This window comes from Streptomyces polyasparticus (assembly GCF_014493765.1).
GTDB lineage: Bacteria > Actinomycetota > Actinomycetes > Streptomycetales > Streptomycetaceae > Streptomyces > Streptomyces polyasparticus.
This window is the reverse complement of the sequence record NZ_JACTVJ010000004.1, coordinates 641756-664039: the sequence shown is the minus strand read 5'-3', so window position 1 is coordinate 664039 and position 22284 is coordinate 641756. Positions and strand designations below refer to the sequence as shown.

Genomic DNA, 22284 nt, shown 5'->3' with positions numbered 1-22284 from the left:
CCTGGGGAGGCGGCCCAAAGTGCGGGGGCGTAGGGGGCCGTGCCCTCGCAGGGTTGGTGGGGCGTCAGCCCCACCCGCTGGTTCGGCGTCGCGCAGCGGCGCAGCGGCCGGGTGGCGGGGCGCCAGTGTCCGGCGTTCCGGGGAGGGCGGCCCCAGCCGCCGGGGGTGCAGGGGGCGGCGGGGCGGTCAGGCCCGCCCACCACTCCGCGTCGCGGAGCGGCGCAGCAGCCGGGTGGTGGGGGCGCCGAGCTGTGCGCCGGCCTGGGGAGGCGGCTCAAGGTGTGGGAGTGCGGGGCCCGTGCCCCCGCACGGGGTGGGGCGTCAGACCTGCCCACGACTCGGCGCCGCGGTCGGGTAGCGGGGTGCCAATCTCTCCGCCGGCCCGGGGAGGGCGGCCGAAGCCGCCGGGGGTGCAGGGGGCGGAGCCCCCGCGAGGGTGGTGGGGCGGCAGCCCCGCCCACCACTCTGCGTCGCGGAGCGGCGCAGCAACCCAGTGGCGGGGTGCCAATGTTTGGCGTGCCGGGGAGGGCGGCCCAAGCCGCCGGGGGTGCAGGGGCGGAGCCCCCGCGAAGGTGGTGGGGCGGCAGCCCCGCCACGACGAGGCGTCGCGGGGCGGCGCAGCGGCCGGGCGGGGGCCGCTCGCATCAGCAGGACGGGGTGCCTCTTGCGCCCCACCAGGAAGCTGGCACTATGTGCGCGATGACGAATCCCCGCTCGCCGATACGCGCCTTGCGGGCCGCCCTCTTCGCGGCCGTGGCCGTGACGTTGGCCGGTGTGGGGCATTCGTCCATGTCCGACCATGAACTTCCGCTCAGCTCGCTTCTGCTGGCCTTCGCGGTACTGACCGCAGGCGCCTGGTGCGCGAGCGGCCGCCGCCGCGGACTCCTGTCCATCGGCGTCGGCATGGTCGCCGTCCAGACCGTCCTGCACGGCATCTTCGCGGTGACCGGAGCCCACTCCGCCGCCTCCGCGAACCCGCACGCCGAACACCTGCAGCCCCCCGGCACAAGCGCAGCGCCCGGCATGGCCGCGGAGACCACACTCCTCGACGCCCTGACCCACGGCTCGGCCGGCATGCTCGCCGTCCACCTCGCGGCGGCCGTGCTCTGCGCGCTGTGGATCGCCCGCGGCGAAGCGGCCTTCTTCCAACTCCTGGAAACGGTGGCCGCTTTCGCGTTCACCCCGCTGCGCCTGCTGCTCTCCTTCGTCAGGCTTCCCGCGACGCCGCGCCCCGCGCAGCGCCGCCGGCCACGGCGGACCCGGGCCCGGCCCCGTATCGCCGTACTCGCCCATGCCGTAATCAGGCGCGGGCCCCCTTCGTGGGCGCACCTCACGCACCAAGCGCCTATCCCCGCCGCTCTCTGACGTCCCCTCGCGGACCCCCGAGTACGGCACCTCGCGCACCGGCGACGGCACCCTCGCACCCCGCGAAGGCCACCCGCGCACGGCGACGACACCTTCGCGCACCCGCGAAGGCAACTCCCGTACCGCGAAGGTCATTCGCGGCCGCGCGAAGGCCACCTCGCACCCCGCGAAGGCCACCCGCGCACCGGCGACGACACCTTCGCGGACACGCGTAGGTCAGTCCCGCACCCGCGAAAGCCACTCGCGCACACCGCGAAAGCCACCTCGCACGCCAGCGAAGGTGAGACCGCCGCGGCCCCGCGCAGGTGAGGCCTCCGCGCCCCGCGCAGGCCACCTCGCGACCCGCGAAGGCGATGGGCGCAATACCTCCTGCCCCCGCACGCGACCGCCCCCTGGGCGCCGCGCGCCTTCGCGACCCCACGAGGACCTCATGGCCATTGACGACCACCCCAAGCCGGACAATCCCGACGTACCCGAAGCGCACCAAGCACCCCAAACGCCCCAAGTACCCGAACAGCTCGACGGATCCCCAGCACCCGAAGCCCCCGGCACACCCACACCCACACCCACACTCACCCCCACCCCCGACGACCCCTCCACCCCCGACGACCCGTCCAAGCCCGGCCCTTGGTCCGCCCTGCGCCCCCTCCTCCTGCGCCTGCACTTCTACGCGGGCATCCTGATCGCCCCGTTCCTGTTCGTCGCCGCCGCCAGCGGACTGCTCTACTCGCTCTCGTATCAGGCGGAGAAGGTCCTCTACAGCCACGAACTCGAGGTCCCCGTCGGCGACTCGGCCATCCCGCTCTCGCAGCAGGTCGACGCCGCCCGCGACGCGTACCCGGAGGGCGAGGTCACCGCTGTCTGGCCCGCGTACGAGGACGGCATGACCACCCGCGTCCTGATGGCGAGCCCGAAGGTCGACGAGGACAAGTCCCTCGCCGTCTTCGTGAACCCGTACAACGGCGAGGTCCGCGGCGAACTCGCCTCCTACGGCAGCTCCGGCGCCCTGCCCCTGCGCACCTGGCTCGACGAACTCCACCGCGATCTGCACCTGGGCGACACCGGCCGCCACTACAGCGAACTCGCCGCGAGCTGGCTGTGGGTGGTCGTCCTCGGCGGTCTGCTCCTGTGGTTCGGCCGGCGCAGGGCCCGCCGCCGTGAGCTGATCCGTCCCGAGCGGAAGCAGAAGAAGGGCCGCGCCCGCACGCTCTCCTGGCACGGCTCGGTCGGCCTGTGGGCCGCTCTCGCGCTGCTCTTCCTCTCCGCGACGGGCCTGACCTGGTCGCGGTTCGCGGGCGAGAACATCGACGTCCTGAAGTCCGGACTCGGCGGCGCCACCCCGGTGGTCGACGCGGCCACGGGCAACGGCGACGCCGCCGGCGGCGGCCACGGCGACCACGGAGGCGGCGGCGGGCACGCGGGCCACGAAGGCGCCGACATCGGCCTCGACCGCGTCCTGGAGATCGCCCGCGGCGAGGGCATCGAGGGCAAGCTCTCGGTGATCCTGCCGACCGAGGGCCAGGGCTACGTGGTCAAGGAGACCGACGCCGAATTCCCGCTCCACCTGGACTCGGTGGCCGTGGACCCGGCGGACGGCACCGTCCTCGACACGGTCCGTTTCGCGGACTACCCGCTGCTCGCCAAGCTCACCCGCGTGGGCATCGACGCCCACATGGGCGTCTTCCTCGGCCTGGTCAACCAGCTCCTGCTCGCCGCCCTGATGCTCGGCACCCTGCTCCTGATCGTGTGGGGCTACCGCATGTGGTGGCTGCGCCGTCCGACCAGGGCGGGCGCCCTGCGCATGGGCCGCCCGATGCCGCGCGGCACCTGGCGCAAGCTGCCCGTGTACGTGCTGCTGCCGCTGCTCGCCGTGACGGCCGTACTCGGCTGGTTCATGCCGCTGTTCGGTCTGAGCCTGCTGGCGTCCCTCGTCGTGGACGCGGTGGCTGGCGCCCTGAAGCAACGCCGGCGCACGGCGGTCTGAACGCACCGGTGAGGGGCCGCGACCGGCGGCCCCTCACCGGCATGGGCCGGCCACGGCGGGCTACGGCGTGTACTTGTACCCGACCCGCCGTACGGTCTGGATCGCCCCTCGGTGCCGGGCGCCGAGCTTGCGTCGCAGCCGCGCCACATGCACATCGACGGTCCGCCCGTCCCCGACGTGCCCATAGCCCCAGACGGTGGTCACGAGCTGATCCCGGGTGTGCACGCGGTGCGGATGCGCGACGAGATGCGCGAGCAGCTCGAACTCCAGGTAGGTCAGCTGCAGTTCCTCGCCCTCGACGGTGGCGATCCGCCGCACGGAGTCGATCCGCACCAGTTCGTCCTGAGCGGCGGCGCCCTCCTCCCGTACGGAAGCAGCTCCTCCTTCTCGTACGGGAAGGGCGGCAGCCCCGCCGTACTGATCGGCCGGCACGAGCACCAGATACCCGATCATCGGCGGATGCCCGGGCAGTTGGGGCACGGTGTGCTGCGGCGCGGGCAGCCAGGTGGCTCCCGGCGGCAGCAGCCCGGGCACCCCCGTCAGATCGCCCAGATCGGCGACCTCGTCGGGGCCGACGGCCCGCAGCCGCTGACGCGCGGCGCGGGCATGGAGGAAGGGAGCGGGGGTGGCAGCGGGCACGGGGGAAGCGACAGGTGTGGTGTTCACCATGGCAGGTCAGCTCTTTCACGCGGAGTGGACGTCCGGAAACTGCGGAGACGTACGAACTGCGCGCCGACCGAAGGCCGCGCCCCATGAGGGGCGTTGAACGGCTTTAGAGGGCCGACGCGTTCACGCCGCGACGACACATACGGTCGAAGTCGTGATGCTGACGGGAAGGCCAGAACGGCTCGAGGTCGAAGCGACCGGTCGAGGTGTTCTGGTAGTCGGCCATGCCCTCATTGAACCAGACAGGACCAGCTGCCGAGCAGTCCCCTCTCAGCCGGTGATACGGAAACCTCAGCCAGTGATACGGATCCTCGGCCGCCACTGCGCGGACCCGCTCCCGGTCATACCCCGAGCCGCTTGCGCCAGTCCAGGGGCGTGACATGGACGGCCCGCGTGGGTGAGCCGTCCCACTCGCTCGCGAGCCCGACGCCGTCGAGCGCCGCCACGACCTCCCGCCCGACGTCCACCGTGGACAGACCGCCGCCGTCGAACGCCCCGTAGAGGAGCATCAGTCCGTGGCCGGCCGCCGCTCCCTCCGTGCACTGCGAGTGGAAGTAGACATAGCCGCGCGCGTCGTCGGCGGCCTCGGCGCCGATCTCCGTGTCCGCGCAGGTGCGGCAGCAGGTGAAGTTCTCGCGGGCCGTGATGCCCCGCTGTTCCAGCGCCGCGAAGGCCGCGCGGATCCGCTCGGGGTCGGTCGTGCCCGACCAGCTCCGCTGCTCGTCGGCGCGTTCGCGCCACAGCCGGTCCACGAGGACCCGCGCCTGCGCGGTGGTCACCGGCCGGTCGCCACCGTCGACGAGGTAGTCCTCCGCCACCTCGGTCAGGCTGTCCCGACCGTGATACCCGCAGACGATCAACTCCCTTATGCGCGCCTCCAGCTGGACCCGCCGCTCCTCGTCGAGGGCGAGCTCGGGCACCGGCTCGGGCGCGGTCCCGAGGTCCACGAACCGCCAGTCGAGCCCCGCGCCCCACTCCCGCTCGTCCCGGGCCCATCGCGTCAGCGCGGCCACCACCGTCCCGGCCTCGGCGACCTCCACACCGAAGTGCCGCTCCGCGCCCCCGTCGCGGTACTCGACCTGGTAATCCCCGCCCCGCTCATGCCACACCTGGGCGAAGACGTCCGGCAGTTCGGGTATCCGCTCGAGCACCAGAAACCGGTCCCCGCGCTCCCCGATCCGCCGCACCAACTCCCCGAGCCGCTCCGCATCGATCTGCGCGAACCGCTCGCCCCGCTCCGTCTGCACTGTGATCGCCAGCATGCGCCCACTGTGCCAGCGACCACTGACAACGGGCCCATCAGGCACTGCGGGGAGGCTTGTTAAGGTCCGGTCATGGCACGTCTGAAGGTGGAGATCTCCGTTCCGGCCGGTCATGTCGAGGCGGTGATCGATGCCCTGCACGCGGCCGGCGCGGGGCAGGTCGGCGAGTACACGCGGTGTTCCAGCGTCTGGCAGGTGACCGGTACCTGGCAGCCGATGGACGGCTCGCATCCCTATGACGGAGACATCGGTGCGATCCGGCAGGCCGAGGAGCGGCGGATCGAGTCCGTCTGCGACGCGGAGCAGGCCCGCGGGGTCCTGAACGCCGTGCGCGCGGCCCACCCGTACGAGGAGCCCGTGATCAACTTCCTTCCCCTGTACGAGCCGTGAGGCCGACGAGCCGTGAGGCCGGCGAATCGCGAGGCCGCAGAACCATGAGGCCGACGAGCCGTGAGGCCGGCGAATCGTGGGGCCGCAGAACCATGAGGCCGGCGAACCGCGAGGCCGACGAACCGCGAGCCCCCGCACGCCGCACGCCACACGCCGAAGGGGCGCCCACCCCGTGAGGTGAGCGCCCCTTCGAAGGGATCCGAAGCGGTCGGGATCAGACCTGGCCGGCCTTCTCCAGACCGGTGCAGCACGTGTCCACGATGAGGCGGGTCACGACGTACGGGTCGACGTTGGCGTTCGGGCGGCGGTCCTCGATGTAGCCCTTGCCGTCCTTCTCGACCTGCCACGGGATACGCACCGAGGCACCGCGGTTGGAGACGCCGTAGGAGTACTCGTTCCACGGGGCGGTCTCGTGCAGACCGGTCAGACGGTCGTCGATGCCGGCACCGTAGTTCTTGACGTGGTCGAGCGGCTTCGAGCCCTCGCCCAGCGCCTCGCACGCGGTGATGATCGCGTCGTAGCCCTCGCGCATCGCCTTCGTGGAGAAGTTGGTGTGCGCACCGGCGCCGTTCCAGTCGCCCTTGACCGGCTTCGGGTCGAGGGTGGCGGAGACGTTGAAGTCCTCGGCGGTGCGGTAGAGCAGCCAGCGCGCGATCCACAGCTGGTCGGCGACCTCGAGCGGCGCGAGCGGGCCGACCTGGAACTCCCACTGGCCGGGCATGACCTCGGCGTTGATGCCGGAGATGCCGAGACCGGCCTTCAGGCAGTTCTCCAGGTGCGCCTCGACGACGTCACGGCCGAAGATCTCGTCCGCGCCGACACCGCAGTAGTAACCGCCCTGCGCGGCCGGGAAGCCGTTCTCCGGGAAGCCCAGCGGACGGCTGCCGTCGAAGAAGGTGTACTCCTGCTCGATGCCGAAGATCGGCTCCTGCGCGGCGAACTTCTCGGCCACCTCGGTCAGCTGCGCACGGGTGTTGGAGACGTGCGGCGTCATGTCCGTGTTCAGGACCTCGCACAGGACCAGGATGTCGTCGCCGCCGCGGATCGGGTCCGGGCAGGAGAACACCGGCTTGAGCACGCAGTCCGACGCGTGGCCCTCGGCCTGGTTGGTGCTGGAGCCGTCGAAGCCCCAGATCGGCAGCTCGGCGACACCGGAGACGGGAGCGGTCAGTATCTTCGTCTTCGAGCGCAGCTTCGCCGTCGGCGCGGTGCCGTCGATCCAGATGTACTCAGCCTTGAACGTCACGGGCGCCATCCTTTACGGGCGTTGCATGCGGGTGGAGCGTGGGGGCTGCACTGGCCCCGCGCTGTAGCGGCAGCCTGTCAACCGGCGATTTCCCGACCGTTGCCCGTCTGTGAACCCCGTGTTACGCGCGTTTCGCTTGAGTGCACAGCGGCACGGGGAGCACCGGGGCAAGCCGCCCGGACAGCCGTGAGGTCAGCCCCCCAGGCGGCCACCGCGTCAGCCGTCCCACCGCCCCCGCTGCGCCGCCTCCACGACATGCCGCTTCAGAAGCCCGTCGAACCCGGCATTGCGCAGCCGTCGTACGAGCTCGACGGGCGAGGCGCCGAGCGCGGCAGCCGTGTCCTCCAGGTTCCAGTCGTGATGCGCGAGGCGGGACAGCAGATGCCCGCGCCGGATCTGGGCCTCGGAAAGGCGCATCGACTTGAGGTACGCGACCCGTCCCTTCAGATCCGTGATCGCCTCCCCGATGTGCTGTTCGCGGTGGAGCGCGAACGGCGGCAGGAAGCGGGTCAGGCGGTAGCGCCCCATCCGCCGCAGCTGCGTGATCTGGTACGACTCGTCGAGCAGCCCGCCGGCCAGGTGCCGGTCGTGGTCCCCGGCCCACGAGGAGAGCTGCCCCAGCGCGGCCGCCCGCAGGCCGGCGAGATCGGACACACGGGTGTCGTCGATCACCGCCGTGAACTCCCGTACCGGCGGCGAGTAGTACGCGTGCTGGTACACCAGCTCCCCGTACAGGTCCTGGAGCAGCGAGGCGTGCAGCGCCCGGTAGTCCTCCGGATGCGGCACGACGAACGCGGCGGCGAGCGCGTCGGCCGCGTACACCATGACCCCGCACTGTCCCGGATGGATCTCGAAGATCCGCAGCGCCTCGTCGAGCCCCTCGACCGACGCCCCCGCGTACGCCATCTCGGCGCGCGGCGTCAGACCCCGGCGCACCGCCCGCGCGGACCACTCCTCCCACAGCACGGAGGGTCCGCCGAAGTGCAGCGCGAGATAGCCCTCCAACGCCAGGTGCAGCGGCAGGAAGCGCAGCCGCCGGCTGCCCGCGCGCTGCACGAGGCGCCGCATCGGGATCGCGCGCACGGGCACGTCGTCCGCGTCGTCGTACTCGTCGCACAGCTGCGTCCCGTACGCCGCCTGCCACTTGCCGTCCCGCGACCAGTCCGCCACGAAACCGTGCGGGATGTACGAGGTGTAGTACGTCCCGTCGCCGGGCTCGACGGCCATCCAGGCGTCGCCGAACAGCTCGCGCCGCAGCCGCAGATCCGTGATCGGCTCCTCGCGCACCAGCGGCACCAGGCGGATACCGCCCCACACCTGGGCGGGCGCGGCGGTCAGACCGGTGAGGTCCAGCTGTGTCATGCCGTCACCCCGTCCTGTGCGCTGAAGTCCTTGTCCTGTGCGGTGAAGTCCTTCACCCGCGCGTCCAGATACGCCCGCAGCTCCGCGAGCCCCGTGCGCCCCTCCGCGAACTGCGCCAGCTCCACCAGGGCCGGCAGATCCTCGGCGTCACGGATGCCCGCGGTCGGCACGCTCGGGGCGATCCTGCGGACGTCGTAACCGTCCGCGTCGTATACCGGGTTGAGGTGCACGACGCTCGTACGGCGCGACCGATCGAGCCGCGTCCGCCACACCCGCAGCACCTCGCCCGCGAGCCCCGGCGGCGCGTTGTCCCAGCCGTCCGAGACGATCACCAGCCGGGCGGGGGAGCGGTCGAGCGCGTCGAGGATCCGCAGGCCGAGCGGCGTCGGACCGTACGGATACGTGAGCAGCGCGTCCTCGCGGCCCGAGGTCCACAGCGGGACGTACGCGGCCGCGAGCTCGGCGAGCAGGAAGTGGCAGGCGAGCGCCACCGCGAGCGGCCGGCGCCGCTTCTGCCCCGAACCCGAGGCCGAGAAGCTGTCGTCGAGCACCGCGGCGACCCGCCCCCACGTCCCCGCGTACGGACCGGCGGCTTGGCGCGCGGCGGCCCGCAGCGCGCCGGTCAGCTCGGCACGCCGCTCGGACCGTACGGACAGATCCAGGGACAGGACGTACGAGGCGAGCCGGGTCAGCGGCATCGCGGCCAGATCGATCTCGACCTTCGCCTTGTGGGCGCGGGCCGACTCCTGGCCGCGCAGCCGCTCGCCCCGGGTCATCCGGGGCGCGATCCGCTCCAGGAACACCGCACGCGGAATGCCGTGCTGCGCCGCGAAGCCCTCGGCGACCGTGTACGGCAGCTCGTACAGCGCGGTCTGCGTGTAGCGCGCCCGCCGGTAGGTGTCGAGCAGCGCGTGCTCGTAGCGCTCCCGCTTGCGCGGCGCGAACAGGAAGTCGCCCAGCTCGTCGGGCACCGGCAGATGACCGTGCCGTACGGCCGTCTTGAACCCGCTGCGGTACTTCACCGCGTCGAAACCGTGGTCGCGGCGCCCCGCAAGCCAGTCCCGCATGATCGCGCGCGTGCGCCGGTTGTTGACCCGGGCCCGGCGCAGCTGTCCGAAGAGGCGGTACACCCGCTGCGGCGGCAGTACGGCAAGACGCGCGCCGATCAGCCGGCCCTCGGCCCTGCGCTGCTCCTCGTCCGCCTCGCGCGCGGTGACCAGGAGCCGCCGGATGATCTCCACGGCATTGTGGTCGTTGATGTCGAGGGAGAGCGTCGCGGCGTACAGCTCGCGGTAGTTGACCCGCACGTACTCGTGCAGGAAGTCGAGCGACATGCGCTGCTCGTCCGCCGTGGAGCGGAACTCGCGCTGTCCCGTGGAGGTGATCGCCGCGTTCACGAACAGCAGCACGTCCTCGGCCGCGACCAGGTCGGCGTACGTCTCCATCGGGTCTCCGTAAGTCATGAAGCGCCGGCCGGGGAAGAGAGGGCACGAACCGGGGGCACCTCCCACGCCCTTAAGGCAGTGGGGGCGAATGCATTGTTTTCAGAGACAAGAGACGGAAGTCGCACCTGAGTCCCGCGGCCGGCCACTCGAACGTAACACTGTCGATCGCATGCCCCATCATGGTTTTCCATGACCTCCCCTTCTGCTGCGAGCACACCTCCCGCCGCCGGGCCCCTCCGCTTCGGCCTCCTCGGCACCGGCCCCTGGGCCCAGCGCGTCCACGGCCCCGCACTCGTCGCGCATCCCGGCACCGAACTGGTCGGCGTCTGGGGCCGCAGGCCCGAGGCCGCCGCCGAGCTCGCCGATGAGCTCTCCACCCGGGCGTACGACGATGTGGACGCTCTGATCGCCGACGTGGACGCCATCGCGGTCGCGCTGCCCCCGGACATCCAGGCCCCGCTCGCCGTGCGGGCCGCCCGCGCCGGGCGGCACCTGCTGCTCGACAAGCCCGTGGCGACCACCGTCGAAGGCGCCCGCGAACTCGCGGACGCCGCGCGCGACGTGGCCTCGGTGGTCTTCTTCACGCTGCGGTTCTCCGCCGCGGCCGCCCCGTGGATCGACGAACAGGCGGGCCGGGACGGCTGGTACACGGGCCGGGCCGACTGGATCGGGTCCATCTACGCCCCCGACGCGAAGAGCACGTACGCCGATTCGCCGTGGCGCCGTGATCGCGGCGCGCTGTGGGACGTCGGCCCGCACGCCCTGTCCGTGCTGCTTCCGGTGTTCGGCGAGGTCAGCGAAGTGACCGGCCTGCGCGGCCAGTTGGACACCGTGCACCTCGTGCTGCGGCATGCCTCGGGTACCACGAGCACCAGCACGCTCAGCCTCACCGCCCCCGAGAAGGCGGGCGTGGTGAGCGCGGAGCTGCGCGGGGCGCACGGCGTCGCCGAGCTGCCGGACATCTGGGGCGACGGTCCGCTCGCCTCGTACGGGACCGCGATCGACGCGCTGGTGGAGTCCGTACGCACGGGCGAGCCGCATCCGTGCGATGTGCGCTTCGGTGCGCAGGTGACGGAGATCCTGGCGCGGGCGGAGGCCTCGCTGCGCTAGCGGCCGCCTTGTGCGGCCGGTGCGTCGTCCCGGGCTGCCCGCTTGCTCGGCCGGCGGGTCGGCCCGGGCCGCTCCCGCACGTTCGTCAGTGCGTTGTCCCGGTTCGCTCCCTCACTTGATCAGGGCGTTGGCCCCGGCTATCAGCAGCCCTATCGTCGCGTCGGCGCCCCCGATGGCGAGGGCGCTGCGCCGTCGGTAGCCCACGCGTACCGCCGCGAGTGTGCCCCAGGCGAAGAGCAGTCCCGCGTTGAGGGCCAGGCCGACGGCCGTGACGGTGGACTCCGGCCAGCCCGTGACGCCGGCCGCGACGAGCAGCGCGACCGTCGGCAGACAGGCCACGACCACCGGCCATTCGTCGGCCAGCGTGCGGGCCAGTTGACGCCAGCGGTGGCTGCCGCTGCCCTCGCTGTGCGTGGACATGTGGTGCGCGTAGCCGTGGGCCAGGGCCGCCGTGCCGGCGGTGACCATGACCCAGGCCGCGTCCGAGTACGGCGTGTACGGCGAGCTGCCGCTCTGCAGGGCCGCGAGCAGCGCGCTCGCCAGGACGGTGCCGTAGACACCACCGAACATCCAGCTCTTCACCTCGGCGCTCCCCTCCGGTCCGGTGGCTGGTGGAGCGCTCCACGCTACGGATCCGAAGGGGCCTTTCGGTTCCCGCACAGGGACCATTTGCCCTGGCAGCGGCCCTGGCCGAAAGGACGAGACGGGGCCCGGGAGGTTCAGGACCTGGGAGGATCAGGGCCCGCGAGGTTCAGGAGCGCCCCAGGCTCAGGAGCGCCCGAGGGCCTCCCGTACCGCCTCCTCCGAGCGCGCCACCACCGCGCTGCCGTCGTCCGCCGTGATGATCGGCCGCTGGATCAGCTTCGGATGCTCGGCAAGGGCCTTGATCCACCGCGCCCGCCCGCTCGCGTCGCGCGGCCAGGCCTTGCGGTCCTTGAGGTTCAGCTCCTTGGCGACGGGCTCCTGGGTGCGGGCGATGTCCCACGGTTCGAGCCCGAGCCGCGTCAGGACCTCCCCGATCTCGGCCTCGCTGGGCACGTCCTCCAGATAGCGGCGCACGGTGTAGTCGGCCCCTTCGGCGTCGAGCACGGTGAGCGCGCTGCGGCACTTGGAACAGGCCGGATTGATCCAGATCTCCATGCACGGAAGCGTACTGGCGCCACGCGCGCCGGACGGCGCACCGCCGCTGCTACGGTGTCGCGGCCAGCCAACTCGGGCCGCCCGGCGGCCCGTTCGCGGACGGGGGTCCCTGATGAAACTGCGCCATGCACGCGCGATAGCCGTGTTCGTGATCGTCTTCGTCGCGCTGACCGGAGCGCGCCGTGGCGGAGGCGGGTGCGACGACGACAGCTCGCATGCAGGGTCCAGCCACGGTTCGTCGGGTGGCGGCAGCGGCGGCCAGGACGTGGACAGCTCGGCGCCGGCGACGCCTTCGCCCAGCAGTACCACCACGTACGGCGAGCAGGACGTCACGGTGGACGGCTGCGAACTCACTCCGGAAGCCGACTACCTGGGCCGGGCCCGCCTCACCTATCGCGTCACGAACGGGAACACCGATCAGGCGGCGGGCTACGAGATCACCTTCGCGGTCCTGCGGACCTCGGACAAGCAGGTGCTGACCCTGCCGACGCTGTCCATCGCCAACCTGGCGCCCGGCAAGTCCCAGTCCGGCACGATCACCGAAGCGGCCGCAACCGCTGACGACGACATGCGCACGCTCGACGCGCACTGCATCGTCAGCCGGGTCACCAAGACGAATCTCTGACCGTCGCATCTCAGGTCGTCGCATCTCGGGCCGCCGAGTCTCCGACGTCGCATCTCAGACCGTCGCATCTCAGACCGTCGAGCCGGGCCCCGCGGCCATCCGTGTTCGAATATTCGGCGCCCCACGCATCCCTCCCTGCTCCTGCGTGCCGCGTGCCGAAATCCCCGTCCCACCAGGCGATTTGGCGGCCCTTCGCACTCGGTGATTGTCAGTGCCGGGAGCTAGAATTGAAGCAGTGTTCGAGATTGGGTCGCGGGGTGCCCATAGGTGCCTCAGGACTCCCCGACCACCCCTGGAGGTTGCTTATGGTCCCTGTCGCTCTCAAGGCTCAGGCGACACTGCCGATCGATGTTCCGTACGTACCGTTCACCAAGAAGCCGCTGCCCGCGGGCCGGCCGCGCGAGTGGTACATCGCGCACAACCGCCGGCTCAAGGCCATGCGCCTCGCGATAGCCCTGCTGGATGCGGGCGTCTACCGCCCGGAGCAGGCCAGCAACGGCCGGATCCGTTCGACCGCGGACCTCGTCGGTATCCACCCGCCGTCCGAGACCACCTGTCACATGGTGCGCGCCCTGATGCGCTACACCCGCTGAGCGCGCGCCGCCCGTGTATGAAGCCGACCGCCGGACGGGCCGAACTCCCTCGGTCCGCCCGGCAGTTGTGCGTACCCGTCGCCGTCGGCCCTCTTGAAGTGCACCCGTCATCTGTGCCACAACGTTGTCATCACGTTGTCCAGACCAATCGCTGTCCCCGGCCGGTCGCTGTCCGGACCGGTCGCTTCAGGATTCTGCAGGCCAGACGGAAGGCACCTCGTGCACCGCACCCCCACAGCAGTGCTGACGGCCGCCGCCTTGCTTCTCCTCGCCGGCTGCGGGGGAGAGGCCGAGGCGCGTGACGACCGGCCCCCGACCGCCCCGCGCGGCCTCACCGTCCATGCGGGCAGCGCCACTTCGGTCCACGTGATGTGGAACAAGTCGACCGACGACACGGCGGTCACCCGCTATGAGCTCTTCCGTGGCGGCAAGCGGATCAAGACGCTGCCGGCCGCCACGTACATGGTCGACCTGACCGGCCTGACGCCGCAGCAGACGTACACCTTCACGGTCCGCGCCCTGGACGCCGCCGGGAACACTTCGCCGCACAGTGCCAAGGTCTCCGTCACCATGCGGCCCCCGGCACCGCGGGACACCGAACCGCCCACCGCGCCCGCGAAACTCGTGGCCAAGGCATCGGGTGCGCGGGCCGCCACGCTGTCGTGGGCCGCGGCGAAGGACGACCAGGCCGTCACCTCGTACGACATCTACCAGCGCGGATCGCGGATCCACAGCGTGGACGGCCGCACGACCACCGCGCTGGTGACGGGACTTCGGCCCGGCACGGACTACACCTTCACGGTCCGGGCCCGCGACGCCGCCGACAACTCCTCGCCCGACAGCGGCTCCGCGAGCCTGAAGACCGCTGCCGGCAGCGGCGGTTCCGAGGAGACCGCGCCCGGGGGCTTCAAGGTGGAGACGCGCAAGGACGACGATGCGTACTACCTGGATCTGTCCTGGGACGCGCCGAGGACCGGCGGAGACATCGCCGAGTACGAGATCCATCTCAACGGCCGCCAGGCGACCACGCTGCAGTGGGGCGCGGCGGCGCCGGCGGGACGCGCGAAGCACAGCTTCTTCATCACGCGCGAGGAGGGGCAGACGCACCGCGTGAAGATCAGGGCGAAGCTGCCGGACGGCAATTGGGGCGCGTTCTCGGAGGAACGGACGGTGACGACGGGCGGGTGACGGCGGCCGGCCGGCGGAGGGATAGCCTCGGCGACCATGAGCGATGACGTGAGCGGTGGCGCGACCGACGACGTGAGCGGCGAGGCGGGTATCGAGGCGAGCGGTGACGGGAATGTCGAGGCGAGCGGCGGCGTACGGCTGGTCCATGACGTGCCCGTGATGGTGTTCCCCGCGGACGGCGAGCCCGTCGCCCGCGAGCAGGACGCGCTCGACCTCATCGGCGACGCGGGCTACCAGGGCGCGCGCTGGGCCGCGGTGCCCGTCGAGCGTTTCGCCCCCGAGTTCTTCGTGCTGCGGACGCGGCTCGCGGGCGATGTCATCCAGAAGTTCGTCCAGTACGGGGTCGGGCTCGCGGTGGTCGGCGACATCTCGGAACACATCGAGGCGAGTACGGCGCTGCGCGATTTCGTACGGGAGTGCAATCGCGGCACGCAGACGTGGTTCGTCGCCGATCTCGCCGAACTCGGGGAGCGCCTCAAGTGAGCACGGTGTCCACCGGGACGGTTACGCTCTTCACGCTGGGCGGCACCATCGCCATGGCCGGCCGCCCGTCCGGCGGGGTGGTCCCGCGCCTGTCCGGCGCCGAACTGGCCGCCGCCGTACCGGCATTGGCCGGCTTCGCCCTCGACGTCCGCGACGCCCTCGCGGTGCCCAGCGCGAACCTGACGTTCTCCCAGCTGTACGAGGTGGCGGAGGCGGCCTCCCGTGCGGTGAAGGCGGGCGCGGCGGGCGTGGTGATCACCCAGGGCACGGACACGCTGGAGGAGACCGCGTACCTCCTCGACCTGATCTGGCCCCACGAGGAGCCCCTCGTCCTGACCGGCGCGATGCGCAATCCGACCCTCGCGGGCGCGGACGGTCCGGCGAACCTGCTCGCGGCGGTACGGGTCGCGACGGCGCCCGAGGCGAGGGATCTGGGCGCGCTGCTCGTCCTTGGTGACGAGATCCACGCGGCGCGCCGGGTCCGCAAGACCCACGCCACGAGCACGGCGGCGTTCGCCTCCCCGGACACCGGCCCGCTCGGCCATGTCATCGAGGGCCGCGTCCGCGTCCTGACCCGCCCGCCCCGCCTCCCGGCGCTGCCCACGGTCCCCGACGCGCCCCGGGCCGCCCAGCCCGGGGCCGCCGGCGCACCCCAGGTCGCCCAGCCCGGCGCCCCCGGCGCACCCCGGGTCGCCCTGCACACGGTCACGCTGGACGACGACGCCGCGGCCTTCCTGCCAGGGCTTGCGCGTACGCACCAGGGCCTGGTCGTGGCGGCCTGCGGAGTCGGCCACGTCGCCGCCGAACTTGCCCCTGTGCTGGGCGAGTTGGCGATCCGCATGCCGGTGGTCCTGACCTCCCGTACGGGTGCGGGCTCGGTCCTGACCTCCACGTACGGCGCACCCGGCTCGGAGACCGACCTCCTGGGCCGGGGCCTGATCAACGGCGGCCTGCTCGACCCGTACAAGGCGCGGGTGCTGCTGCGGGTCCTGCTCTCGGGCGGCGCGGATGTGCAGCGCATCAGGGAGGAGTTCGGCCGGCGGGGGTGAGGCCCTCGGCCTGTTGGGACCTCAACCTCTGCGGCGCCTCGGCCCTCTTTCGCGCCTCACCCCCTTCGGGTCCCTCAATCCCTTTGGCCCTTCAGCCTCTTGGGCGCCTCAACCCCTTTGGCCCCTCAGCCGCTTTGGCCCTTCAGCCTCTTGAGCGCCGCAGCCTCCGCATGCCCTGACCCATCCGGAGGCCCCAGGTTCTCGCCCGCTTCTCGAGCTGCCCCTCCACCTGGCCCTCTGCCCGCCCCTCCGTCTGCCTCTCCTGCCCCTTCTCCTGGCTCTCCTGCCCCTTGTCCCGGCTCTCCACCGGGACCCCGGCCGCCCGCCGCCTCTCCCGCAGCGCGTCCCCGCTGAACAGATGCGCGCTGCGAGTGAGCAGCGCCGCCACCTCCGCATCGCCACGCGGCACTTCACGGCCGGGCTGCCAGCGCTGCACGGACTGTTCGGCCCAGCGCCGCAGCCGCTCGTCCTCGTCCTCGTTCTCCAACAGGGATACACAGACCCGCAGTTGAGGCACACCGCCCCTCGCCGAGAGCAGCCGGAACGCGGCGACCCGCGTATGCCGCTCGCGTCCGGGTGCGAGCCGCTCCGCCAGCCATGCGCCCGGCAACCGCGCGGCATCCGGCAACAGCGCGGCGACGACCTCCCGTACGACCTTGGGCGACTCGTCGTCGAGCAGCGGAAGGAGCCGGTCCGGGAGTGCCAGATCCAGCGCGCGCAGCCCGGCCACGGCGGAGGCGCGCACGGCGTCCCACTCGTGTCCGGTGCACGCCCAGAGCACCCCGGCATCGGCACGGTCCCCGCATTCGGCGAGACCGATCACCGCGCCGGGCGGCACTTCGAGGGACAGCGGGTCGGCGCACAACTCCGCGTAGAACTCCCGCGGATCGCCACCGTCCTGCCGTACGACATACCGCGCGCACGCCCGCACCAGAGCGTTCCGGTCGACCAGGAAGTCCCAGGCACGCTCGCCCCGCCCGAGCCGCCGCAGCGCGGTGACCCCCGCGGAACGCGCCCGTGCACTGCGTGCGCCCAGCAGGGCGTGCAACACCTCATCGGCGTCCTCCTCCGTCACGTCGCGGAGTGCGGCGTCGGCGCACAACTGCTGCACGACGGCATCGGGATCCTCGGCCGCTCTCCTCGCCGACGCACGCGCGTCGAGCCACCGTCGGTCCACGGCGAGCCGGTGGGCGTGGCGCCGCACTTGGCGGTCGGGGTCGTGGAGCAGCGGCCGTACCGAATCGGGGCCGATGAGCTCCCGCAGCAGCCCGGCCCCGAACTCCCCACGCGCACGCTCCCCGAGCCGCACCAGCAGACCGGCGTACCGGACGGCTTCGGCCGCGGTCAGCAGATCCCGCAGCAGGGCACGCGCCCGATCTCGTACGGGGCCGGCCCAGTCGGTGCTCCGTACGGCGACGAGGGGCGTGAGCCCGCTGTCGGTCGTGACCTCACCGAGCGCACGCTCGCGCACCCGTCCGTCGGGGTGGCACAGTGCGACGGCCAGCCGCTCGGTCTCGCCGAGCGCGGAGCCCCCGAACAGCTCCCTGCGCGAGGGCAGCGCCTGGGAGTGCCACCGCCCGAGGACGCGCACCTCGTCGTCCCAGGCCAGCCAGTCCTCGGCCGACCACGAACGGGTCGCCTCCAGGAGGCCGTGCTGTCGGTCCAGGGCGCCGCACACCAGATCCGTCATCGCGCACCCCACCGCCTCGCTCGTTCCCTGTCCGGCGATGCTAAGCGGGCACAAGCTCACAGGTCACACGCATTTCCCCACGCCCGCGGCGGACGGGCCGCCCCTTCGGCCTCAGCCCGCCGAGCCCAGCGCCTCCACCTCGCCCGCGAACGCGGGATGACCCACCGCCTCGCACGCGAGCCGCAGCTTGCGCCGATGCGTGGCATAGCGCTGGGCGAACTGGATCCCGGGCTCCCCGTCGTTCTCCCAGGCCTGCACGATCACGGCGTCGGACCGCTCCTGCTCCACCGTGAACCAGCCGTCGTGCGCGAGCGCGTACCGCAGACAGTCCGCGCCGACAGCCCGCAGCTGCTCCCGCGCGATCTCCGCCTCCCGCTCGTACGTGTCCGCGCGGCACTGCTGCAGCTTCCGCCCGTCCGCGTACTCCATGAGCAGGAACGTCGTCAGTCCCTGCCCCTTGGTGGCCTGCAGGGATTCGACGGCGTGGTCGATGGCGGCGAAGGCGAGGGCGAGCAGCTCCTCGGAGGCGTCATCGAGCGGAGACGTAGACATACGCCCAGGAAACCATGGGCACCCGCGGCCTTGCGGCAGCGGGTGCCCATGGTGAACAGGTGCTTCGGGCGGCCTTCGTACGGGTGGTTCAGGCGGCCTTGGTGAGGGAGGAGCGGTCCTGCCCGGAGACCGCGGCCAGGTCCTCGGTGCCGGGCGTGTGGTGGACGGCCGTCGCGTGGCCGGCCGGGGCCCGGCCGTCGTGGCGCGGCCACAGCAGCAGGGCGCCGACCGCGCCCGCCGCGGCGAGGACCGCGAGAACGGACCAGGCGAGCGGGAAGCCGTAACGCGTGCCGAGCCCGCCCGCGACGGGGTAGGTGATCAGCCAGGCCAGGTGCGACAGCGAGAACTGGGCCGCGAACGCCTCGGGGAGCGCGTTCCGTGCGACCGAGGCCCGCAGGACCTTGCCGGTCGGCGTGATGATCAGCGCCATCCCGCTGCCGATCGCGGCCCAGGTGACCGCCGTACCGGCCCAGGAGCCGACGCCGGCCGAGGCGAGCGCGACCGCGGCGGCCGTGCCGCCCACGAGGACCGCGGCTCCGGTGAGCATGACGGCGCGGGCGGCGATCCGGTCGAGGACGCGGGGCAGCACGAGAGCCGTCACGAGGGTGCCGGTGCCGGAGGCCGCCAGCATCCAGGCCACGCCCGACTGCGAGCCGCCGAGTTCGTCCCGTACGTAGTTGACGGTGCTCACGACGACGATCGAACCGGCCGCGGCCACCACGAGGTTGAGCGCCATGATGCCGCGCAGCCGGGGCGTGGTGAGGAAGGTCCTGATCCCCGCCGCGGCCTTGTCCCATGCCCTGGTGTGGGCGCTGGGCCGGGCGTTCGGCACGCGTGCCGACAGGACGAGCAGCGCGGAGAGCAGGAAGCCTGCGGAGGTGCCGAGGAACAGCAGGTCGAAGCTCATGAAGGCCAGGGCGACCGCCGCGAGCACGGGGCTCAGCAGACTCTCCATGGTGGAGGCGACCTGCGAGGCGGACAGGGCCCGTGTGTAGGCGGACTCGTCGGTGACGATGTCGGGGATGACGGCCTGGAACGTCGGGGTGAACGCCGCGGAGGCGGCCTGGAGCAGCCCGATCAGGACGTAGATGTGCCAGACCTCGGAGACGAGCGGCAGGGCGAGGACCACGGCCCCGCGGATCACATCGAGCAGGACCAGGAAGGTTCTTCGGGGGAGCCGGTCGATGTACGCGGCGGTCAGCGGGGCGATGACCACGTACATGACCATCTTGATCGTGAGGGCGGTGCCGAGGACCATGCCGGCGCCGGGGCCCGCGAGTTCGTAGGCGAGGAGGCCGAGGGCCACGGTGGTGAGGCCGGTGCCGAACAGGGCGATGACCTGGGCGCCGAAGAGGAGACGGTAGTCGCGGAGGGCGAAGAGTCGCATGACGGATTCCTTCGGGTTCATACGGCGGGGCACGGCCCCGCGGCGGAGGCCGTGCCCCGCGCCGACAGCAGACGGGGGAGTCCTTGCTACGCATCGGAGGCACCTCAGTGGTGGGCGTGCTGCGCGTGGCCGTGATGCCCGGCGTGGCCGCCGTGTCCGTGTCCGTGCTCGGATCCGTGCCCGGGCGCGGTGGCCTCGGCGGTCCGCACGGTGAACTCGGCCGTCCGTACGACGCCTTCGTGCTGGAAGTCCAGGAACAGCCGGTAGGTACCGGCCGTCGGCGCGACCGCCATGAAGGAGATCTCCGGACCCGCCGGGGTGACCCCGTCACCGGGCTCGCCCTCCGGGTGCACATGGAGATAGCCCAGGTCGCCGACCCGCAGCGCGACCAGATGTCCGTACGCGGACAGATAGGGCTGAAGGTCGGTGACGGGACGGCCGTTCCGGTGCACGGTGAGCGTCAACTCGCTTGCCTCGGCGGGCCGGAGCTCCCCGTCGAGCGTCACGGTGTACTCGCCGCTGCGCGCGCTCCCGGTCACCTCGGGCAGCGGCTGCGGCTCGTACGATCCGGCGACGGCGGCGTCGATCCCCAGCGTCAGGGTCCCGTCGTGACCGGCCGGGTGGACATCGGTGAAGAACCGCCAGTCCCCGGGCGTCAGATCCACCTCGACGCTCCAGGTGCCCTTCTCGTCCCGCACCGGGTGCACATGCTGGAAGCCGGCCGTGTCCCGCCGTACGGCGATGAAGTGCAGTTCCTTGTCGTGCTCGGCCTCGAACTCCGTCACCGGCCGCCCGTCGGGCCCGTTCACCCGGAAGCTCACGGTCTGGCGGCCGGCGCCGAGCACGGTGGCATCGAGCTCGACCGCATACCCGTCCTGCGCCACGGAAAGCCCTCCGGGCTGCGCACTGCTGTGTCCGCTGTGGTTGCTGTGCCCGTGACCTTCGTACTCGCTCATGACGTTCTCCCCGCTGCACTTAGGTGTCCTGATGCCGCCCCGTCCGGGCCGACGATCAGAACCATATACCCCTGGGGGGTATATGGCGACCCCTTCTCGCCCAGTTCTCGTACGCCGGCCTCGGCGGCAGCCTCTGTCGACGGCGCAGGCATGGGAGGCGGGCCTGGCCTGCGTTGCGGCACCCCACTCCCGGCCTTAGGTTCACGCGATGACCGGAATAGGCGATTCTGCGGCATTTGGTGGAGGCGTCGAGGGGGCTCCGGGTGGAGGGGGATCTGCCACGCCGCGAGGATCTGGGCCGGATCTTCGGCGAGCTCGACTTTCAGCCGGCCTGCCAGGCGTATCTGTGGGCGCTGCCCCTCGTGTCGTATGCGCAGTGGCAGAAGGTGCACCGGGAGGTGTTCGGCGCCGGGCCCCACGATCTCGTCCACTACGTGGACTACCGCGACCGGCTCGGCCTGATCACCGCAACGCCACCACCCCGTACATCCTCGGCTTCGTCGACCTGTCGTCCACCGGCCCCCTGGTGATCGAGCTGCCCGCCGGCCCCACCGCCGGCGGGGTGTCGGACTTCTGGCAGCGGGAGATCGGCGTGATGGGGGAGATGGGCCCCGACCAGGGGCAGGGCGGCCGGTATCTGGTGGTGCCGCCCGGCCAGGACGTCCCGCTCGACAGCGATACGGACGGACTGCGGGTGCTGCGGTCCACGGGGATCAACATCATGTTCGGGTTCCGCACCCTGGATCCCGATCCGGAGCGGGCGCGGGCGCTCGTCGAGGCGGTGCGCCTGTACGCGTACGGCAGCGACCCCGAGGCCGAACCGACGCGGCTCGTGTCGCCGCAGGGACGGCCGTGGTCGGGGGACCAGCCACGCGGCCTCGCGTACTGGGAGCGGCTGCACGGGATCTACCAGTCGGAGGTCGTGGACGAGCGCGACCGGTTCTTTCTCGCCATGCTGAAGCAGCTCGGCATCGAGAAGGGGAAGCCGTTCACCCCGGATGAGCGTCTGACCGGCATCCTCGAACGTGCCACCGCCACCGGGGAGTTGATGGCCCAGGCCAACTGCTTCGCGAAGCGGTTCGACGGCTCGCGCTACTGGCCCGACCGGCAGTGGGACCTGGTGCTGATGCTGGACCGCTCCGACCAGCGGGCCGAGCACCACGATCAACTCCTGGAGCGCGCGGCCTGGTTCTACGAGGCCGTCAGCTTCTCCGCCGCCATGAAGTCGCAGACGCCCGGGCTCGGGCAGGCGTACCTGGCGTCCTACACGGACGCGGACGGGCAGTGGCTCGACGGCGCGAGGACCTACACCCTGCATGTGCCGGCCGACCCGCCCGCCAAGCTGTTCTGGTCCGCGACCGTCTACGACATCGCCACCCGCTGCCTGATCGACAATCCGCAGCAGCGCGGCGACCGCGGCTCCCGCGACAGCGAACTCCGCTACAACGACGACGGTTCGGTGGATCTCCACTTCGGGCCCGAGCCGCCCGCCGATCCGGCGGACGAAGCGAACTGGATCCAGACGCTGCCCGGAAAGCACTGGTTCTCGTACATCAGCCCCGCATGACCCGCCCGGCCCGCCCGTTCCACCGCGTCGCGTACGTCAGGAGCCCGCCGCCGGACCGGCGCACACGCGGTGCACAGGAGCCTGGAGAACGACCGGCGCATTTCCGACCCCGCGTTTCAGATGTCGAAGAAGTGATGCGCGGGGTCGCTGACCTGTTTTCCTCCTGCCGATCAATGCCGTGACCTGGCTCTGAGCCGTCACCGATTGTCAACGTTGGCCAGCGT

General features: G+C 71.9%; 22 protein-coding genes. 11 read left to right on the top strand and 11 right to left on the bottom strand.

Features of this window, described 5'->3' with window-relative positions:
* Positions 1-699 precede the first annotated feature (699 nt).
* Positions 700-1365, top strand: a complete 666-nt coding sequence (locus tag H9Y04_RS07315) for a hypothetical protein (protein WP_187812835.1) — start codon at positions 700-702, stop codon at positions 1363-1365.
* A gap of 430 nt (positions 1366-1795) precedes the next feature.
* On the top strand, positions 1796-3349 hold the full coding sequence (locus tag H9Y04_RS07310) for a PepSY-associated TM helix domain-containing protein (protein ID WP_187812834.1): 1554 nt from the start codon (positions 1796-1798) through the stop codon (positions 3347-3349).
* A 60-nt stretch (positions 3350-3409) separates the two neighbouring features.
* Here the strand turns inward: H9Y04_RS07310 and H9Y04_RS07305 are convergent, their stop codons facing one another.
* Positions 3410-4018 (bottom strand): winged helix-turn-helix domain-containing protein, encoded by a 609-nt coding sequence (locus tag H9Y04_RS07305; RefSeq protein WP_187812833.1) that lies wholly within the window; start codon positions 4016-4018, stop codon positions 3410-3412.
* A 338-nt stretch (positions 4019-4356) separates the two neighbouring features.
* Positions 4357-5277 (bottom strand): DUF6891 domain-containing protein, encoded by a 921-nt coding sequence (locus H9Y04_RS07300; RefSeq protein ID WP_187812832.1) that lies wholly within the window; start codon positions 5275-5277, stop codon positions 4357-4359.
* 72 nt (positions 5278-5349) lie between these two features.
* Between H9Y04_RS07300 and H9Y04_RS07295 the strand changes: the two genes are divergently transcribed.
* Positions 5350-5667 carry a YqfO family protein gene (locus tag H9Y04_RS07295; protein ID WP_187812831.1) on the top strand — a complete coding sequence of 106 codons (318 nt, stop codon included), beginning with the start codon at positions 5350-5352 and terminating at the stop codon, positions 5665-5667.
* 214 nt (positions 5668-5881) lie between these two features.
* Here H9Y04_RS07295 and glnII read toward each other — a convergent pair whose 3' ends face one another.
* The 3 genes from glnII to H9Y04_RS07280 all read right to left on the bottom strand — a co-directional run bounded on the left by glnII (position 5882) and on the right by H9Y04_RS07280 (position 9720).
* Positions 5882-6913: a glutamine synthetase gene (glnII, locus tag H9Y04_RS07290; protein WP_187812830.1), complete on the bottom strand. Its 1032-nt coding sequence runs from the start codon at positions 6911-6913 to the stop codon at positions 5882-5884.
* Between the two features lie 216 nt (positions 6914-7129).
* Entirely contained in the window at positions 7130-8275 is a 1146-nt protein-coding gene (locus H9Y04_RS07285) for an ARPP-2 domain-containing protein (RefSeq protein WP_187812829.1), read from the bottom strand.
* Positions 8272-9720: a hypothetical protein gene (locus H9Y04_RS07280; RefSeq protein ID WP_187812828.1), complete on the bottom strand. Its 1449-nt coding sequence runs from the start codon at positions 9718-9720 to the stop codon at positions 8272-8274. The genes H9Y04_RS07285 and H9Y04_RS07280 overlap by 4 nt, the downstream gene beginning before the upstream one ends.
* A gap of 189 nt (positions 9721-9909) precedes the next feature.
* Between H9Y04_RS07280 and H9Y04_RS07275 the strand changes: the two genes are divergently transcribed.
* Positions 9910-10830: a Gfo/Idh/MocA family protein gene (locus tag H9Y04_RS07275; protein ID WP_187812827.1), complete on the top strand. Its 921-nt coding sequence runs from the start codon at positions 9910-9912 to the stop codon at positions 10828-10830.
* 111 nt (positions 10831-10941) lie between these two features.
* Here H9Y04_RS07275 and H9Y04_RS07270 read toward each other — a convergent pair whose 3' ends face one another.
* Together H9Y04_RS07270 and H9Y04_RS07265 are read right to left on the bottom strand one after the other, a co-directional pair.
* On the bottom strand, positions 10942-11412 hold the full coding sequence (locus H9Y04_RS07270) for a hypothetical protein (protein ID WP_187812826.1): 471 nt from the start codon (positions 11410-11412) through the stop codon (positions 10942-10944).
* Positions 11413-11598: 186 nt separating this feature from the next.
* Positions 11599-11970, bottom strand: coding sequence for an arsenate reductase family protein (locus H9Y04_RS07265; RefSeq protein WP_187812825.1), 372 nt, complete (start codon positions 11968-11970; stop codon positions 11599-11601).
* Between the two features lie 112 nt (positions 11971-12082).
* Here H9Y04_RS07265 and H9Y04_RS07260 point away from each other — a divergent pair, with 112 nt between their 5' ends.
* The 5 genes from H9Y04_RS07260 (at position 12083) to H9Y04_RS47940 (ending at position 15908) form a co-directional block, all read left to right on the top strand.
* Positions 12083-12595 (top strand): hypothetical protein, encoded by a 513-nt coding sequence (locus H9Y04_RS07260; protein ID WP_187812824.1) that lies wholly within the window; start codon positions 12083-12085, stop codon positions 12593-12595.
* 305 nt (positions 12596-12900) lie between these two features.
* Positions 12901-13188, top strand: coding sequence for a hypothetical protein (locus tag H9Y04_RS07255; RefSeq protein WP_187812823.1), 288 nt, complete (start codon positions 12901-12903; stop codon positions 13186-13188).
* Between the two features lie 219 nt (positions 13189-13407).
* On the top strand, positions 13408-14376 hold the full coding sequence (locus H9Y04_RS07250; protein WP_187812822.1) for a fibronectin type III domain-containing protein: 969 nt from the start codon (positions 13408-13410) through the stop codon (positions 14374-14376).
* A gap of 159 nt (positions 14377-14535) precedes the next feature.
* Complete coding sequence (locus tag H9Y04_RS07245) at positions 14536-14859, top strand: DUF4180 domain-containing protein (RefSeq protein WP_236070666.1); 324 nt, start codon at positions 14536-14538, stop codon at positions 14857-14859.
* Positions 14856-15908, top strand: a complete 1053-nt coding sequence (locus tag H9Y04_RS47940) for an asparaginase (RefSeq protein WP_308800888.1) — start codon at positions 14856-14858, stop codon at positions 15906-15908. The genes H9Y04_RS07245 and H9Y04_RS47940 overlap by 4 nt, the downstream gene beginning before the upstream one ends.
* 142 nt (positions 15909-16050) lie before the next feature.
* Here H9Y04_RS47940 and H9Y04_RS07235 read toward each other — a convergent pair whose 3' ends face one another.
* The 4 genes from H9Y04_RS07235 to H9Y04_RS07220 form a co-directional block, all read right to left on the bottom strand.
* The gene (locus H9Y04_RS07235; RefSeq protein WP_187812820.1) at positions 16051-17598 is read right to left on the bottom strand and encodes a hypothetical protein; all 1548 of its coding nucleotides are present in this window, start codon (positions 17596-17598) and stop codon (positions 16051-16053) included.
* Between the two features lie 111 nt (positions 17599-17709).
* Positions 17710-18150 (bottom strand): hypothetical protein, encoded by a 441-nt coding sequence (locus tag H9Y04_RS07230; protein WP_187812819.1) that lies wholly within the window; start codon positions 18148-18150, stop codon positions 17710-17712.
* A gap of 88 nt (positions 18151-18238) precedes the next feature.
* A complete protein-coding gene (locus H9Y04_RS07225) occupies positions 18239-19537 on the bottom strand; it encodes an MFS transporter (RefSeq protein WP_187812818.1) in 1299 nt (432 codons plus the stop codon).
* Between the two features lie 104 nt (positions 19538-19641).
* Positions 19642-20493: a DUF8832 domain-containing protein gene (locus H9Y04_RS07220; protein WP_187812817.1), complete on the bottom strand. Its 852-nt coding sequence runs from the start codon at positions 20491-20493 to the stop codon at positions 19642-19644.
* 263 nt (positions 20494-20756) lie between these two features.
* Here H9Y04_RS07220 and H9Y04_RS47935 point away from each other — a divergent pair, with 263 nt between their 5' ends.
* Together H9Y04_RS47935 and H9Y04_RS07215 are read left to right on the top strand one after the other, a co-directional pair.
* Positions 20757-21023 carry a hypothetical protein gene (locus H9Y04_RS47935; protein ID WP_308800887.1) on the top strand — a complete coding sequence of 89 codons (267 nt, stop codon included), beginning with the start codon at positions 20757-20759 and terminating at the stop codon, positions 21021-21023.
* Positions 21020-22060, top strand: coding sequence for a DUF1214 domain-containing protein (locus tag H9Y04_RS07215; RefSeq protein ID WP_308800886.1), 1041 nt, complete (start codon positions 21020-21022; stop codon positions 22058-22060). The genes H9Y04_RS47935 and H9Y04_RS07215 overlap by 4 nt, the downstream gene beginning before the upstream one ends.
* The last annotated feature ends 224 nt before the right edge of the window (positions 22061-22284 follow it).